The organism is Bacillus sp. C1 (assembly GCF_054570475.1).
The window spans coordinates 736,666-751,718 of the sequence record NZ_JBTMZT010000001.1 but is presented as its reverse complement, the minus strand read 5'-3'; the positions used below and the strand labels follow the sequence as shown (position 1 = coordinate 751,718).

15 protein-coding genes are annotated in these 15,053 nt (G+C 38.5%); 2 read left to right on the top strand and 13 right to left on the bottom strand.

Features of this window, described 5'->3' with window-relative positions; translation table 11 throughout:
- The first annotated feature begins 108 nt into the window (after window positions 1–108).
- Window positions 109–363, top strand: a complete 255-nt coding sequence (locus ACX5JI_RS04045) for a YbeF family protein (protein WP_459499798.1) — start codon at window positions 109–111, stop codon at window positions 361–363.
- A 165-nt stretch (window positions 364–528) separates the two neighbouring features.
- Here the strand turns inward: ACX5JI_RS04045 and ACX5JI_RS04040 are convergent, their stop codons facing one another.
- A complete protein-coding gene (locus tag ACX5JI_RS04040) occupies window positions 529–1,083 on the bottom strand; it encodes a helix-turn-helix domain-containing protein (protein ID WP_459499797.1) in 555 nt (184 codons plus the stop codon).
- Between the two features lie 114 nt (window positions 1,084–1,197).
- Between ACX5JI_RS04040 and ACX5JI_RS04035 the strand changes: the two genes are divergently transcribed.
- Entirely contained in the window at window positions 1,198–1,782 is a 585-nt protein-coding gene (locus ACX5JI_RS04035; RefSeq protein WP_459499796.1) for a LysE family transporter, read from the top strand.
- A gap of 47 nt (window positions 1,783–1,829) precedes the next feature.
- Here ACX5JI_RS04035 and pyrE read toward each other — a convergent pair whose 3' ends face one another.
- From pyrE to lspA, 12 genes are all read right to left on the bottom strand, one after another.
- Window positions 1,830–2,462, bottom strand: a complete 633-nt coding sequence (gene pyrE / locus ACX5JI_RS04030) for an orotate phosphoribosyltransferase (RefSeq protein WP_459499795.1) — start codon at window positions 2,460–2,462, stop codon at window positions 1,830–1,832.
- Window positions 2,459–3,175, bottom strand: coding sequence for an orotidine-5'-phosphate decarboxylase (pyrF, locus tag ACX5JI_RS04025; RefSeq protein ID WP_459499794.1), 717 nt, complete (start codon window positions 3,173–3,175; stop codon window positions 2,459–2,461). The genes pyrE and pyrF overlap by 4 nt, the downstream gene beginning before the upstream one ends.
- Window positions 3,160–4,089: a dihydroorotate oxidase B catalytic subunit gene (pyrD, locus tag ACX5JI_RS04020; protein ID WP_459499793.1), complete on the bottom strand. Its 930-nt coding sequence runs from the start codon at window positions 4,087–4,089 to the stop codon at window positions 3,160–3,162. Before pyrD ends, pyrF begins: the two co-directional genes overlap by 16 nt.
- Window positions 4,086–4,865: a dihydroorotate oxidase B electron transfer subunit gene (gene pyrK / locus ACX5JI_RS04015; protein WP_459499792.1), complete on the bottom strand. Its 780-nt coding sequence runs from the start codon at window positions 4,863–4,865 to the stop codon at window positions 4,086–4,088. Before pyrK ends, pyrD begins: the two co-directional genes overlap by 4 nt.
- A complete protein-coding gene (gene carB / locus ACX5JI_RS04010) occupies window positions 4,862–8,080 on the bottom strand; it encodes a carbamoyl-phosphate synthase large subunit (RefSeq protein WP_459499791.1) in 3,219 nt (1,072 codons plus the stop codon). The genes pyrK and carB overlap by 4 nt, the downstream gene beginning before the upstream one ends.
- On the bottom strand, window positions 8,065–9,162 hold the full coding sequence (locus ACX5JI_RS04005) for a carbamoyl phosphate synthase small subunit (RefSeq protein ID WP_459499790.1): 1,098 nt from the start codon (window positions 9,160–9,162) through the stop codon (window positions 8,065–8,067). Before ACX5JI_RS04005 ends, carB begins: the two co-directional genes overlap by 16 nt.
- Window positions 9,159–10,445, bottom strand: coding sequence for a dihydroorotase (pyrC, locus tag ACX5JI_RS04000; RefSeq protein ID WP_459499789.1), 1,287 nt, complete (start codon window positions 10,443–10,445; stop codon window positions 9,159–9,161). The genes ACX5JI_RS04005 and pyrC overlap by 4 nt, the downstream gene beginning before the upstream one ends.
- Window positions 10,429–11,343 (bottom strand): aspartate carbamoyltransferase catalytic subunit, encoded by a 915-nt coding sequence (locus ACX5JI_RS03995; protein ID WP_459499788.1) that lies wholly within the window; start codon window positions 11,341–11,343, stop codon window positions 10,429–10,431. Before ACX5JI_RS03995 ends, pyrC begins: the two co-directional genes overlap by 17 nt.
- A gap of 148 nt (window positions 11,344–11,491) precedes the next feature.
- Window positions 11,492–12,775 carry a uracil permease gene (gene uraA, locus ACX5JI_RS03990; protein ID WP_459499787.1) on the bottom strand — a complete coding sequence of 428 codons (1,284 nt, stop codon included), beginning with the start codon at window positions 12,773–12,775 and terminating at the stop codon, window positions 11,492–11,494.
- A 145-nt stretch (window positions 12,776–12,920) separates the two neighbouring features.
- Window positions 12,921–13,463 (bottom strand): bifunctional pyrimidine operon transcriptional regulator/uracil phosphoribosyltransferase, encoded by a 543-nt coding sequence (gene pyrR / locus ACX5JI_RS03985; RefSeq protein WP_459499786.1) that lies wholly within the window; start codon window positions 13,461–13,463, stop codon window positions 12,921–12,923.
- A 205-nt stretch (window positions 13,464–13,668) separates the two neighbouring features.
- The gene (locus ACX5JI_RS03980) at window positions 13,669–14,577 is read right to left on the bottom strand and encodes an RluA family pseudouridine synthase (RefSeq protein ID WP_459499785.1); all 909 of its coding nucleotides are present in this window, start codon (window positions 14,575–14,577) and stop codon (window positions 13,669–13,671) included.
- Window positions 14,578–14,581: 4 nt separating this feature from the next.
- Complete coding sequence (gene lspA, locus ACX5JI_RS03975; protein WP_459499784.1) at window positions 14,582–15,040, bottom strand: lipoprotein signal peptidase LspA; 459 nt, start codon at window positions 15,038–15,040, stop codon at window positions 14,582–14,584.
- Window positions 15,041–15,053: the final 13 nt, after the last annotated feature.

Genomic DNA, 15,053 nt, shown 5'->3' with positions numbered 1-15,053 from the left:
AATTTTAAAAAGGGGTTGCTAACCACTTGTCGAAATTATATTAGAAGAACAATATTTTCAAAACGTTTATGACAAACAGATTACTTTTTAAGAAAAGGAGACGTAACCATGAATGAATTGATGTTCGTCTTGTTTATTTGTCCAGCACTTATTTTTATCGTTTCAGTAATTGGGACACGTAGAACAAAAACATATTACGTGATGCCAATTGTAACGTTTGCTATTTTTCTCATATTAGGAGTTATATTGTTTCCCCCATCCTTTTTCTTTTGGGTTGGCATGTATAGCATTTTCTCATTTATCGTTTCTTATATGACTTTATTATTTATAAAGGGGTATGAAGCCATAGAGGAGAAACACTAATATTTTACTTTGAATTCTGTTAAGAAATAATATTGATAATTTGGACAAGTCCAGGATTTCTATTAAGTAGTCCTATTTCCTCATAATAAGTAACCATCATGAAAACGTCTTAAAGAAAAAACCGGCTCCCTTTATGTTAAGGTAGCCGGTTTTTTAGGTTCCTTATTAACTTGGATAATATATCGTCATACTTAATCTAGCTAATGTTTCTCCCAAATTATAATATGTATGTGGTCTATCAGCCTTAAACCTGATTGAATCACCACTTTTTAACTTATAGTTACATTCACTAACGCGAATCATTACTTCTCCATCAAAAACAGTAATAAATTCCTCCGTTCCCTCTCTATGAGATTCAGAACTTAACATCCCTTCTTTTTCAATTTCGACAGAGTAAATTTCAAAGCGTCTATCCTCTTGGAATGGAAAATGAGGATAAACTCTATATCTCCCATTGTCTTCAAATAATACTTGAATTTCCTTTTTTAAAACAACTGTAATGTCTGGTTGCGGATTATTTATAAGAGAAGTAAAAGAAACCTTTAACCCATTCGCTATTTTCCAAATCGTTGTAAGAGTTGGACTTGACTCTCCTCTTTCAATTTGTCCGATCATCGTTTTACTTACACCACTTAATTGAGAGACCTTTTCCAAACTTAACTTTTCTTTTTCTCTAATAGCTTTTAAATTTTTTGCAAGAATAATCTGAATTTCTTCCATAAAACCACTCCTATCCTATATACATTATAACGACCGTTATGTATAATAAAAAGCACAACGTTATATTGTTCATTTCGGACATTATAACATACATTCATGAAAGGGAGATCCAAAATGCCTTTATTTTCATTTTTGTTATTTGTTTTTATTAGCAGTTTCACCCCAGGTCCCAATAACATCATGGCAATGACGTTTGCGAATAAACATGGATTAAAGAAAACATTTACATTTTGTTTAGGAGTTAGTTTTGGATTTTTTGTTCTCACATTATTGTGTAGTTTTTTTAACATCATACTTACAAGTGCTCTGCCAATCATTGAATTTCCTTTAACCATTTTAGGTGTAGCTTATATGTTATATTTGGCTTTTAAAATACTTACCAGTAAAGGAAATACGGGGGGAAATGATGAAGAAAATCGAAACTTTTTTTTGATAGGTATCTTGTTACAATTTGTTAATCCAAAAGGTATTCTTTTTGGGCTTACAGTAGTGGCAACCTTTATTCTCCCCTATTACCATTCCTATTCCAGCTTCCTTATGTTCTCATTATTTTTAGGAATGGTTGGCTTAATGAGCACATTTAGTTGGAGTCTATTTGGCTCTATTTTTCAAAAGCTCTTATTACAATACAGACAGCAGTTTAATATAGTTATGGCAATTTTATTGGTATTTAGTGCTATATCCATTCTTTTCAAATAGGTAAAAAAACACGACCGCGTTTCCCCCCGCAGTCGTGTTTTTCGTCATTAAGCTGTAACCCAAGCTTCGTCAGCTGGATTTTTACGCCATTCTTGCAATTTCTTCGTTTCAGCTTGCCCGATCATACCTTGTTCTGCTGCTACTTCAGTTAATGTGCTGTAGTCACTTAAAGAATACGATGCTACGTTTGCTGCTGCTAATTTTTCTTTTCCTGCTTCAAGTTCGTATGTGAAGATTGATACGATTCCTAATACTTCACAACCAGCCTTCCGAAGTGCTTCTACACAAGTAATTGCGCTGCCACCAGTTGAAATAAGGTCTTCTACTACTACTACTTTTTGACCTTTTTCTGCTTTTCCTTCAATTTGGTTCCCTTTACCATGACCCTTTGCTTTACTACGTACGTAACACATTGGTAAGTCCATACGATCACTTACCCATGCAGCGTGTGCAATACCAGCAGTTGCTGTTCCTGCAATAACTTCTACAGCCCCGAAGTGCTCTTTAATTAACTCTTCTAATCCTGCTGCAATCGCTTGGCGTACTTTTGGATAAGATAATGTTAAACGATTATCACAATAAATTGGTGATTTCATACCAGAAGACCAAGTAAATGGATCATTTGGTTGTAAAAATACTGCTCCAATTTCTAATAGATGAGATGCGATTTCTTTTTTCATATTGTTACACCTTCCCACTGTTGTTTTACTGTTTTATACGCTTCAAGCGGATTTTCTGCTTTGGTAATGCTACGTCCTACTACGATGTAACTTGAACCAAGTTCCCTCGCACGTTTCGGCGTCGCTACGCGCACTTGGTCATTCACGTCATCACTTGCAAGACGAATCCCCGGTGTTACTGTTACAAATGCAGATCCACATACTTCATGTAACTTTGGTACTTCTAGTGTTGAACATACAACACCGTCAAGTCCACTTTCTTTCGTTAATTTCGCATAGTGAGCAACCGCTTCTTCTAACGTTTTCTCAATGCCGATCTCTTTTTTCATCATAGCTTCCGAAGTGCTTGTTAGTTGTGTAACTGCAATACAAATCGGTCTCTCTTTTCCTTCTTGCTTACCTTCCTCTAATCCCTCAATCGCGGCTTTCATCATGTTGCTTCCCCCAGCAGCATGAACATTTACCATATCAACATCTAGACTAGCTAGGCTACGCATAGCGCTTTTTACTGTATTCGGAATATCATGAAGTTTTAAATCTAGAAAGATTTTATGTCCTTTTTCTTTTAAGTACGTAATAATTGCAGGGCCCTCTTTGTAAAATAACTCCATACCTACTTTGACAAATAATGCTTCCCCTTCAAAGTGGCATAAAAATTGTTCTACCTCTTGTTTCCCTGGAAAATCTAGTGCAACGATTAACGACTGTGACATACTTGCTTCCAGCTCCTTCCTTGACATTCCGAAATATGATCAAATCCTAATTCATCTAATAGTGCCGGTAATTCTTTAATAATTGTCGGACATACGAACGGATCAATGAAGTTCGCTGTACCTACTGCAACTGCACTTGCGCCTGCATAGAAGAACTCAATTACATCTTCTGCTGATTCAACGCCGCCCATTCCGATAATTGGAATGTTCACCGCTTGACTTACCTCATGTACCATACGAATTGCCACCGGCTTAATCGCTGGACCTGATAGTCCACCTGTACGGTTCGCTAAAATTGGTTTTGCTGTTTTTAAATCTAGACGCATACCAAGCAATGTATTAATCATCGTTAAACCATCCGCACCTGCATTTTCGATCGCCTTTGCAATCTCCACAATGTTTGCCACATTCGGTGACAATTTCACATATACGGGCACTTCAGAAACCTCTTTTACTCGCTTCGTTAAATCAGCAGCAATTTCCGGGACAGTACCAAAAGCGATACCACCCGTTTTTACGTTTGGACAAGAAATATTTAATTCTAGCGCATGAACATTTGGTGCTTTCGAAATTTCCTTTGCTACTGCTACATAATCCTCAGCTTGTGAACCAGCAACATTCGCAATAATAGGAAGGTCGAATTGTTCTAGCCAAGGTAATTCAGAAGTCATAACCTTTTCTAGTCCAGGATTTTGAAGTCCAATGGCATTTAGCATTCCGCCTGGCGTTTCAGCTACACGCGGCGTTGGATTCCCAAAACGAGGTTGTTCTGTCGTTGCTTTAATCATAATGGATCCAAGTACGCTTAAATCATAAAACTGTGCATACTCACGACCAAATCCGAAGCAACCAGATGCTGGGATGATTGGATTCTTTAATGATAATCCTGGTAATTCAACTTGCAATCTGTTCATAGTACAACCTCCCCGATTGGAAATACTGGTCCATCGCTACACACCTTCTTGTAAGAATGTCCATTTGGATCTTCTTGCAAATGGCATACACATGCGAAACATGCTCCAATACCACAGCCCATACGTTCTTCTAGTGAAATGTAGGCTTTTTTCTCTTTATAACGGCCTTCTAATGCACGTAGCATTGCTAATGGTCCACATGAGTAAAGAATGTCAAAGTCAATTCCATACGCGTCAATTACATCTGTTACAAATCCTTTTGTACCATGTGTACCATCGACCGTTGCAACATACGTATCACCGAGCTCTGCGAATTTTTCTTCGTAGAAGACAACATCTTTCGTTTGGAAGCCTAATATGTGAATGACACGTACACCTTTTGCAACAAGGCGTTGTGATAGTTCATAAAGTGGCGGGACACCGATTCCGCCGCCTACTAATAGAGCGGTTTTTCCAGCTTCCGCTTCTGCGACCGGAAACCCGTGTCCGAGTGGTCCTAACACATCTACAAGTTCACCTTGTTTTCTTTTTGCTAATGTTTTTGTCCCTTGCCCTTCCGCACGATATAGCATTGTAAATTCGTTCTTATCTTGATCAACGTTACAAATACTAATTGGGCGGCGTAGCAGAGGCGTAATGCCTTCTGCTACCTTAATGTGTACAAACTGCCCTGGTTCGTTCATTTGCTTTACAAGATCCCCTTGAAGCACTAATTCATAAATATTTTTTGCGATTTCTGTTTGGTTAACGACGATCATATTTTGCTTTTGCATCATGCATGTACCACCTCGTGACGCTGCGCTGGCGCGATTTCTTTCATTGCGTGAGCTGAGAATGTCATTGATTCTAGTACTCTTAAAATTGCTCTTGTTGTATCAAGTGACGTTAAGCAAGCCACACCATTTTCTACTGATTCACGGCGAATGCGGAAACCATCACGCGCTGGTTGTTTTCCTTTTGTTAATGTATTGATTACAAACTGTGCTTTCCCTTGACGGATAATATCAAGTAAGTTGTAGTCTTCAGAATCAATTTTGTTTACAACTTGCACCGGAATGTTTTTCTCTGTTAACGATTGTGCTGTCCCTGCTGTTGCTAATAAGTTATAGCCGATTTCATGGAAACGTTTTGCAATTTCCATTGCTTCTTCTTTATCTTTATCCGCCACAGTAATGATTACTGATCCATGCGTTGGAATGTTAATTCCAGAAGCAACAAGCCCTTTATATAATGCTTTTTCAAGCGTTAAGTCTTTCCCCATTACTTCCCCTGTTGATTTCATTTCAGGCCCTAATGTTGTATCAACTGAACGTAATTTCGCAAATGAGAATACTGGAGCTTTTACATACACTTCCTTCTCTTCTGGGTGATAGCCAGTTCCATATCCTTGTTCTACAAGGTTTTGACCTAAAATAACTTTCGTTGCAACATTTGCCATCGGTACGCCTGTAATTTTACTTAAGAATGGTACCGTCCGGCTCGCACGTGGGTTTACTTCAATTACGTACACTTGATCTTCGAATACTACAAACTGGATATTCAGTAATCCAACAATGTTTAAACCTTTTCCAAGTGCAATTGTATGTTCAATAATTTGTTCTTTCAGTTTTGCCGATAAACTTTGTGGTGGATATACTCCAATTGAGTCACCAGAGTGGACGCCAGCGCGCTCAATATGTTCCATAATACCTGGAATGAATACATTTTCACCGTCTGAAATTGCATCTACTTCAATTTCTTTCCCAACCATATAGCGGTCAATTAATACTGGATGATCTGCATGAACTTTAACTGCGTTTTTCATGTAGTGCAGCAGTTCTTCTTGACGATATACGATTTCCATCGCACGTCCACCTAGCACGTAAGATGGTCTTACTAATACTGGATAACCAATTTCTTCAGCGATTACTACCGCTTGTTCTACAGTTGTTGCTGTTTTACCTACCGGTTGCGGGATACCTAATTGTGTTAATGCAGCTTCGAATTTATCACGATCTTCTGCACGGTCTAAATCTTCAAGTGATGTTCCTAAAATTTTCACACCGTGTTCTTCTAATTTCGCTGCTAAGTTAATTGCCGTTTGTCCACCGAACTGAACGATAACACCTTCTGGCTGTTCTAAATCAATAATGTGCATTACATCTTCGATTGTTAATGGTTCAAAGTATAATTTGTCAGAAATACTGAAGTCTGTTGAAACTGTTTCTGGGTTATTGTTAATAATAATTGCTTCATATCCGGCTTCTTTAATTGCCCATACAGAGTGAACTGTTGCATAGTCAAACTCAACACCTTGGCCGATACGGATTGGACCAGATCCAAGTACAACTACGCTTTTACGATCGGTAACGATCGATTCATTTTCATCTCCATGTGTGCTGTAGTAGTAAGGTGTTGCAGATTCGAATTCTGCCGCACAAGTATCTACCATTTTGAATACTGGCGTCATGCTATTTTCTTTACGCACATCATAAATTTCACGTTCTGTTTTACCCCAAGCAGCTGCGATGTAATGATCACTGAAGCCCATTTCTTTTGCAGATTGTAATACTTCCATATTTCCTACATTCGCTTTTACTTCGCGTTCCATGTTTACAATGTTTTCGACTTTTTGTAAGAAGAAGAAGTCCATTTCACACCATGCGTTGATTTCTTCTTTCGTTACACCTTGACGGATCGCTTCTGCTACAACAAACAGACGCTCATCATCAGCTTTTATAATACGTTTTTTCATCGTTTCTTTATCAAGCTCTTTTAGATGCTCTAACTCTAAGTGATAAATGCCAAGCTCTAAAGAACGAACCGCTTTTAATAATGATTCCTCTAAGTTACGTCCGATTGACATAACTTCACCAGTTGCCTTCATTTGTGTACCAAGTGTTCGGTTTGCTGATTCAAACTTATCAAACGGCCAGCGCGGAATTTTTGAAACAACATAGTCTAATGCTGGCTCGAAGCAAGCATATGTTTTTTGTGTTACTGGGTTTACAATTTCATCTAATGTTAAGCCGACTGCAATTTTCGCTGCTAACTTCGCGATTGGATATCCTGTTGCTTTAGATGCTAATGCAGATGAACGACTTACACGTGGATTTACTTCGATTACATAGTATTGGAAGCTATATGGATCAAGTGCGAGCTGAACGTTACATCCACCTTCAATTCCTAACGCACGAATAATTCGCAATGAAGTGTTACGTAACATTTGATACTCACGGTCACTTAATGTTTGACTCGGCGCTACAACGATAGAATCACCTGTATGCACACCAACTGGATCGATATTTTCCATGTTACATACTACGATTGCGTTATCATTTGAATCACGCATTACTTCGTATTCGATTTCTTTACAGCCAGCAATACTCTTTTCTAATAAACATTGCGTTACTGGGCTATGTTTTAAACCACTTGTTACCGTTTCAATTAATTCTTCTTCATCGTGGCAAATACCGCCGCCTGTTCCGCCAAGTGTAAATGCTGGGCGAACAATTACTGGATAACCAATTTCTTTTACAAATTCATATGCTTCATCAAGGTTATGAATGATTTCACTTGGTGGTGTTGGTTCATTTAAATCTTGCATTAATGTACGGAATAAATCACGATCTTCTGCTTGCTCAATTGCTGATAATTTTGTTCCTAAAATTTCAACTCCGCACTCATCAAGTACACCTGATTTTGCAAGTTCAACAGCCATGTTTAAGCCCGTTTGACCACCTAATGTCGGTAAGATTGCATCTGGACGTTCTTTACGAATAATACGGCTTACGAATTCTAATGTTAATGGTTCAATATATACTTTATCTGCCGTTGCAGTATCTGTCATAATTGTTGCTGGGTTAGAGTTAACAAGGATTACTTTGTAACCTTCCTCTTTAAGAGATTGACAAGCTTGTGTACCAGAGTAGTCAAACTCCGCTGCTTGCCCAATTACAATTGGTCCTGATCCGATTACTAAAATTGTGTTAATGTCTAGGCGTTTTGGCATAACTCTTCCCCTTCTTTCTTGAAGTTTTCGATCATTGTTAAGAAATCTTCGAATAAATCATTTGCATCTTCTGGTCCCGCTGAAGCTTCTGGATGGTATTGTACTGTAAATGCTGGGAACTTCGTATGACGAAGACCTTCTACTGTTCCATCATTTAAAGCTACATGCGTAATTTCAAGCTCTGTATTTTTAACTGATTCTTCTTCTACTGCATAACCATGGTTTTGAGAAGTAATTGCTACTTTTCCAGTTGCAAGGTGTTTTACTGGATGGTTTAAACCACGGTGACCGAATTTCAATTTACTTGTATTTGCACCAGATGCTAGAGCGAACAATTGATGTCCAAGGCAAATCCCGAATAAAGGTACTTTTCCGATGATTTCTTTTAACATTTCAATTGCTTCTGGTACATCTTTTGGATCACCAGGTCCATTACTTAACATAATTCCGTCTGGACTAAGACGTAAAATTTCTTCCGCTGTTGTATTGTAAGGTACAACGATTACATCACAATCACGTTTATTTAGCTCGCGCAAAATACCGTGCTTCATTCCGAAGTCCACAAGTACAACGCGGTAGCCACGACCGGGACTTGGATACGGATCTTTTGTTGATACACGCTTTACATGATCTGTAAAGACCGTTGCTTTTAATTGACTTACAATGTAATCTACGTCTGCATCCATGTTACAAAGGCGTCCGCGTAATGTTCCATATTGACGAATTTTTCGTGTTAGTTTTCTCGTATCAATTCCTGCAAGTCCTGGAATGTTTCTTCCTTTTAAATACTCATCTAATGAAATTTCGTTACGGAAGTTAGATGGATGGTCACAAATTTCATTTACAATTAAACCGTGTACAGATGGCTGAATCGATTCAAAGTCGTCACGATTAATTCCGTAGTTTCCAATTAGTGGGTACGTAAATGTTACAATTTGACCGCAATATGATGGATCGGATAATGTTTCTTGATATCCAGTCATTCCTGTTGTAAATACAACCTCACCTGACTTTTCGATCTCTCCTCCGAAACCTTTTCCAATTAATACTGTTCCATCTTCTAAGATAAGTTGTCTTTTCATACTAATGCACTCTCCTTTTGCCATGCGATCTTACCACCAACGATTGTCATAACCGGCCAACCTTGGCATTCCCAGCCTGCGAATGGTGTATTTTTTCCTTTTGATAAGAATGTTGTTGGATCAATTTTGTCTTCTTGTTCTAAATCGATAATTGTAATGTCAGCTGCTCTGCCTTCTTTCAGGCGGCCTGCTTCTAAACCAAATGTGTCTGCTGGTTTTTCCGTTAAAAATTGAATCAATTGTTCTAATGTGATAATTCCTTTTTTCACAAGGTTTGTATAAAGTAGTGGGAATGCTGTTTCGAAACCAGTAATTCCAAATGGTGCTCTTTCAATACCTTGTGCTTTCTCTTCCGCTGTATGTGGTGCATGATCTGTTGCGATTATATCGATTGTTCCATCTAATAACCCTTCAATCAAAGCAGCATGATCTTCTTTTCCACGAAGCGGTGGGTTCATTTTAAAGTTAGGATCCGCTGACGGAATATCATCTTCACATAGTAGTAAGTGATGTGGTGTTACTTCTGCTGTCACTTTAATTCCAGCACGTTTCGCATCACGAATCACTCGTACAGATCCTTTTGTACTTACGTGACATACGTGATAGTGACAATCTGCCGCTTCCGCAAGCAATATGTCCCGGGCAATATGTACAGATTCACATACTGATGGGATACCGTTTAATCCGTGTTTCTCAGAAAACTTCCCTTCATGTACACAACCTTTATTAATTAGCGTATTTTCTTCACAGTGCGCAACGACTGCCATATTTAATTTCGCTGCACGCTTCATAGCAGCTAACATCATGCTCGCATCTTGTACGCCTACTCCATCGTCAGTAAACGCGAATGCGCCAAGTTCTTTTAATGTTTCAAAGTCTGTCATTTCAGAACCTGCTTGGCGTACTGTAATCGCGCCATATGGCAGTACATTTACATGCGCGTTTTCTTTAATTCGCTTTTGCAAATCTTCCATATGTTCTTTACTATCTGGTACTGGTCGTGTATTTGGCATTGCACAAATTGTTGTAAAACCACCTTTTGCCGCGGCAAGTGTACCTGTTTCAATTGTTTCTTTATGTTCACCACCTGGTTCACGAAGATGAACGTGTACATCTACTAATCCAGGTGCAATTAATTTTCCGTTTACATCGATTACTTCAGCATTATCTGCCGTAATATTTTCTGCTACTTTCGCAATTTTACCGTCTTGTACGAGAAGATCTGTTGCTACAATTTTTCCTGCTTCATTTAGATAACGTCCGTTTTTAAACAAATAATTCATGTTTCATTCCTCCTAATACATTTGGTAATGCGCGTTTTAGTACAGCCATTCTTACGTAAACTCCGTTTTCCATCTGTTTGAAAATACGAGAGCGCTCACACTCAACGAGCTCACTCGCAATTTCTACATCGCGGTTTACAGGAGCTGGATGCATAATAATGCTTCCTTGTTTCATACGTTTTTCTCGTTCAATTGTTAAACCGTGCTGCTCATGATACTCTTTCATGATGCCTGTTTCATAATGATCATGACGCTCATGTTGTACACGAAGTAACATCATCACATCAACTTCTGAAACAAGTTCATCTAAGTTTTTGTATGTTCCAAATGCGTTTGTTTCATCCTTCCACTCTTCTGGGCTAGCAAAGTAAATGCTCGCTCCTAATTTCGTTAATGCTTCAGCATTAGAGCGTGCTACTCGGCTGTGGCGGATATCTCCTACGATCGCAATCTTTAATCCTTCAAAACTCCCAAACTCTTGTTTAATTGTTAGAAGATCTAGTAAACACTGTGTTGGATGATTTCCACATCCATCACCAGCATTTAAAATTGGAATGTTTACTTTATCTTTTAGCTCATCGAAGTAGCGATCCTCTTGATGGCGAATGACTACTGCTTTTGTTCCGATTGATTCTAGTGTTCTTATCGTATCGTATAGTGTTTCTCCCTTTTGTACGCTAGAGGAATCTGCTGAGAAGTTTAACACATCTAGTCCTAATCTCTTCTCTGCAACTTCAAAGCTAAATTTTGTTCTCGTACTATTTTCGAAAAATAAGTTCGCTACAAACGTTTGCTCTGTTGTTTTGCTCTCTTTCCCATTCGCGAAATCTTCTGCTTCTTTCAGGATTTCTGAAATCTCTTCTTTCGATAATTCACTCATCGTTAACAAATGGCTCATTGTCATCCCTCATCTTTCTGATTTTTATGATAACACCTTTGTATTTGTATAACAATAACTGCATAAAAATACCCTAGCCGTGTGAGACTAGGGTGCAAGAAAGAAGCCACCCTTTTCTGTCTCACAGGACTGAATTAAAAGGTTGTTTTTATGAAGCAAGCTGCTTAGATTGTTGTTTCTGTTTCATTTCAGGTAACAGTAGATTTAACAGTACACCAACGATTGCTGCAAGCGCCATTCCTTCAACTTGGAATGATTCTCCAACGCGGAGTACTGCACCACCAATACCGATTACAAGAATCACTGATGCGATCATTAAGTTACGTTTGTCGCTTAAGTCTGTTTTCTCGTCTACCATCATGCGTAAACCACTTGATGCAATTACGCCAAAGAGTAAGATTGATACACCACCCATAACCGGTGTTGGAATCGAGTGAATCAATGCTGAAATCTTACCGATAAATCCGAACATAATTGCGAACACCGCTGATCCAACGAATAAGTATACACTGTACGCTCTCGTAATTGCGAGTACACCGATGTTTTCACCATATGTTGTATTCGGTGGTCCGCCGATTACTGAGGCGATTAATGTTGCTACACCATCCCCAAAAATTGAACGATGTAAACCTGGTTTTTCAATTAAATCTCTATTTATTACATTGCCAAGTACAATTTGATGCCCGATATGTTCTGAAATTGTTACAAGTGCTACTGGCACCATTAAGAGTACAATCTTCCATGAAAACTCTGGTGTGTAAGTTATAAATGGTACGGTAAAGTCTGGTACAGTGAACCATTTCGCTTCTGCTACCGGCTTTAAGTCTACTAATCCTTGGAAGTACGCGAAGATATATCCGCCGATAATCCCTAGTAAAACTGGTATGATACTGAAAAATCCTCTTCCAAATATGGAGCAAATAATTGTAATTGCTAACGTTACGAGCGCTACGGAGAAATGTGTAACACTATATTTTCCATCAGCATTATTCATTGCCATATTAACTGCTGTGTGTGCTAATGCCAATCCGATAACCATTACAACCGGACCTACGACAATCGGCGGAAGTAACTTCATAATCCACCCCGATCCTGACTTCTTAATTCCAAGTGAAATTAAGATGTAAACAAGTCCTGCTAGTAAGCCACCAAGCATTGCTGCTCCTGGCCCACCTGCTGTTTTTGCTGTAATAATTGGTGCGATAAACGCAAATGATGATCCGAGATATGCTGGTACTTGACCTTTTGTTATAAGAAGGAACGCTAGTGTTCCTAATCCACTTGATATTAAAGCTACTGATGGATTCAGTCCTGTTAAAAACGGAACAAGCACTGTTGATCCAAACATCGCGAACAAATGTTGTATACTTAAAAATAACCATTTTCCGGGTTTCGGTACTTCCTGAACGTCTAACACTGGCTTTTGTTCCATTGTTACATCCTCCTTCAGTTTAAAACTTTGCAATAAAAAAACTCTTTGCGCCTATGCACAAAGAGTCCTATACGTTCATATGCCAAATTTGACATATGAAGGCCAAGACCCTTTGGCAGCCTCACGGGACTACATTTAAAAGGGCTTATTTATCATATATACTTACTCGATCTTGCTGATCCGTCTCTTGCAGATCAACTTCAATTCGTTCTTCACTCGACGTTGGAATGTTCTTTCCTACATAATCAGCGCGAATTGGTAATTCACGATGACCTCTGTCTACAAGAACAGCGAGCTGGATTTGTGATGGTCTCCCTAAATCCATAAGAGCATCCATTGCTGCTCGTACCGTTCTTCCTGTATATAATACATCATCTACAAGAATCACTTTTTTCTTCGTAATGTCCACGGGAATATCTGAACCTTTTACAAGTGGTTCTTTGTTTTTAGATTGTAGTGTTAAGTCATCACGATACAATGTGATGTCTAACTCACCTACTGCTATTTCTTTCCCTTCAATTTGACCAATGCGTTCTGCTAAACGCTGTGCAATAAAGATACCACGTGTTTTAATTCCGACAAGAACACAATTATCAACACCTTTATTACGTTCCACAATTTCATGACTGATACGTGTTAAAGCGCGGCGGATCATTTGGTCATCTAAAACGACAGCTTTTTCTTGCATGTTCTACACCTCCAAGCTTTTTTCCTTACGTGAGAGGAATGGTATAAAAAAAGTCCTCTCAGCGTGTGCGAGAGGACTTTTGAAAAAAGGGTATAACCATACCCTAAGTATTTCAAACCGTTACCTTCTCAACCTCACGGGGCTGTGTTAAAGGATCATTATTTAACTGTTGTTAGTATCGCAGGTTTTACGCACTTTGTCAATACTATTTCCGTAAAGCATGTAAGACTTCTTCAAATATCGCTGGTACAGGTGCTTTTAATTCAATATATTCACCTGTACGAGGGTGATCAAACCCTAAAATCCCTGCATGAAGCGCCTGTCCATCTATATCTAATGTTTTTTTCGGACCATATTTCGGATCTCCCGCAAGTGGATACCCGATATATTTCATATGAACACGAATTTGATGTGTACGTCCCGTTTCTAAACGACATTCAACAAGCGTGAAATCTTTAAATCGTTCTAACACTTGAAAATGTGTAACAGCGTGTTTCCCATTTTCATCAACCGTCATACTTTGACGATCCTTCTTGTCTCGAGCAATCGGTGCATCAATCGTCCCTTTATCATGCGGAATTACACCATGAACAATCGCCTTATATCGTCTTGTTACTGTTTTTTCCACAAGCTGATTTACAAGAGATTCATGTGCCATATCATTTTTAGCTACCATTAATAAACCAGATGTGTCTTTATCAATACGGTGCACAATACCAGGACGCATTACGCCGTTAATACCGGATAAATCTGTACAATGGTGCATTAACCCATTTACAAGTGTACCACTCGTATGTCCAGGTGCTGGGTGTACAACCATACCGCGCGGTTTATTCACAACTAGTACATCAGCATCCTCATAATGAATTTCTAAATTCATATCTTCTGCACGAATGTCAAGTTCTTCTGGTTCTGGAATCGCTACTGCGATTTCATCATTCGCTTTTACTTTATAATTTCCTTTAATGGCATTTCCATTTACCGTTACGACACCATCTTTAATCCATTGCTGTACCTGGGAACGTGACCATTCACTGTTTACACCTGCAACGAATTTATCAATCCGTTCACTTTTTTGTTCTTCTGCAACTGTTACTTGTACTACTTCGCTCATTCAATTACTCCTTCATTTTCTTTCCTTCTAATAATGTTTGAATAATAATTAATACAACCCCAATACATAAAGCTGAGTCAGCTATGTTAAATACCGGATAGTTGTATGAAAAAATATACACGTGAATGAAATCCACCACTTCTTGTCTAAATACACGATCAATAAAATTGCCAATTGCTCCGCCTAATATAAGACCTAAAGAAACGCCTAGAAGCTTGTCTGTTTTTGCATACTTCTTCATATAAAATACGATAAATCCTACAAAAACAACTGTAATAATATAGAAGAACCACATTTGATTTTCTAACATGCCCCAGGCAGCTCCTCTATTCCGATGTGATGTTATGTATAATACATTATCGATAATCGGGATACTTGTACCTAATTCCATGTTCTTTACAATGAACCATTTCGATATTTGATCAATGGCAATGACAAATACGGCTATTAAATAATATATCATTTTTATTTCCCCC

Bases quoted from the DNA above. Each gene is read 5' to 3' on its own strand.
- ACX5JI_RS04045 (WP_459499798.1), top strand. From the start codon at position 109: ATGAATGAATTGATGTTCGTCTTGTTTATTTGTCCAGCACTTATTTTT.
- ACX5JI_RS04040 (WP_459499797.1), bottom strand. From the start codon at position 1,083: ATGGAAGAAATTCAGATTATTCTTGCAAAAAATTTAAAAGCTATTAGA.
- ACX5JI_RS04035 (WP_459499796.1), top strand. From the start codon at position 1,198: ATGCCTTTATTTTCATTTTTGTTATTTGTTTTTATTAGCAGTTTCACC.
- pyrE (WP_459499795.1), bottom strand. From the start codon at position 2,462: ATGAAAAAAGAAATCGCATCTCATCTATTAGAAATTGGAGCAGTATTT.
- pyrF (WP_459499794.1), bottom strand. From the start codon at position 3,175: ATGTCACAGTCGTTAATCGTTGCACTAGATTTTCCAGGGAAACAAGAG.
- pyrD (WP_459499793.1), bottom strand. From the start codon at position 4,089: ATGAACAGATTGCAAGTTGAATTACCAGGATTATCATTAAAGAATCCA.
- pyrK (WP_459499792.1), bottom strand. From the start codon at position 4,865: ATGATGCAAAAGCAAAATATGATCGTCGTTAACCAAACAGAAATCGCA.
- carB (WP_459499791.1), bottom strand. From the start codon at position 8,080: ATGCCAAAACGCCTAGACATTAACACAATTTTAGTAATCGGATCAGGA.
- ACX5JI_RS04005 (WP_459499790.1), bottom strand. From the start codon at position 9,162: ATGAAAAGACAACTTATCTTAGAAGATGGAACAGTATTAATTGGAAAA.
- pyrC (WP_459499789.1), bottom strand. From the start codon at position 10,445: ATGAATTATTTGTTTAAAAACGGACGTTATCTAAATGAAGCAGGAAAA.
- ACX5JI_RS03995 (WP_459499788.1), bottom strand. From the start codon at position 11,343: ATGAGCCATTTGTTAACGATGAGTGAATTATCGAAAGAAGAGATTTCA.
- uraA (WP_459499787.1), bottom strand. From the start codon at position 12,775: ATGGAACAAAAGCCAGTGTTAGACGTTCAGGAAGTACCGAAACCCGGA.
- pyrR (WP_459499786.1), bottom strand. From the start codon at position 13,463: ATGCAAGAAAAAGCTGTCGTTTTAGATGACCAAATGATCCGCCGCGCT.
- ACX5JI_RS03980 (WP_459499785.1), bottom strand. From the start codon at position 14,577: ATGAGCGAAGTAGTACAAGTAACAGTTGCAGAAGAACAAAAAAGTGAA.
- lspA (WP_459499784.1), bottom strand. From the start codon at position 15,040: ATGATATATTATTTAATAGCCGTATTTGTCATTGCCATTGATCAAATA.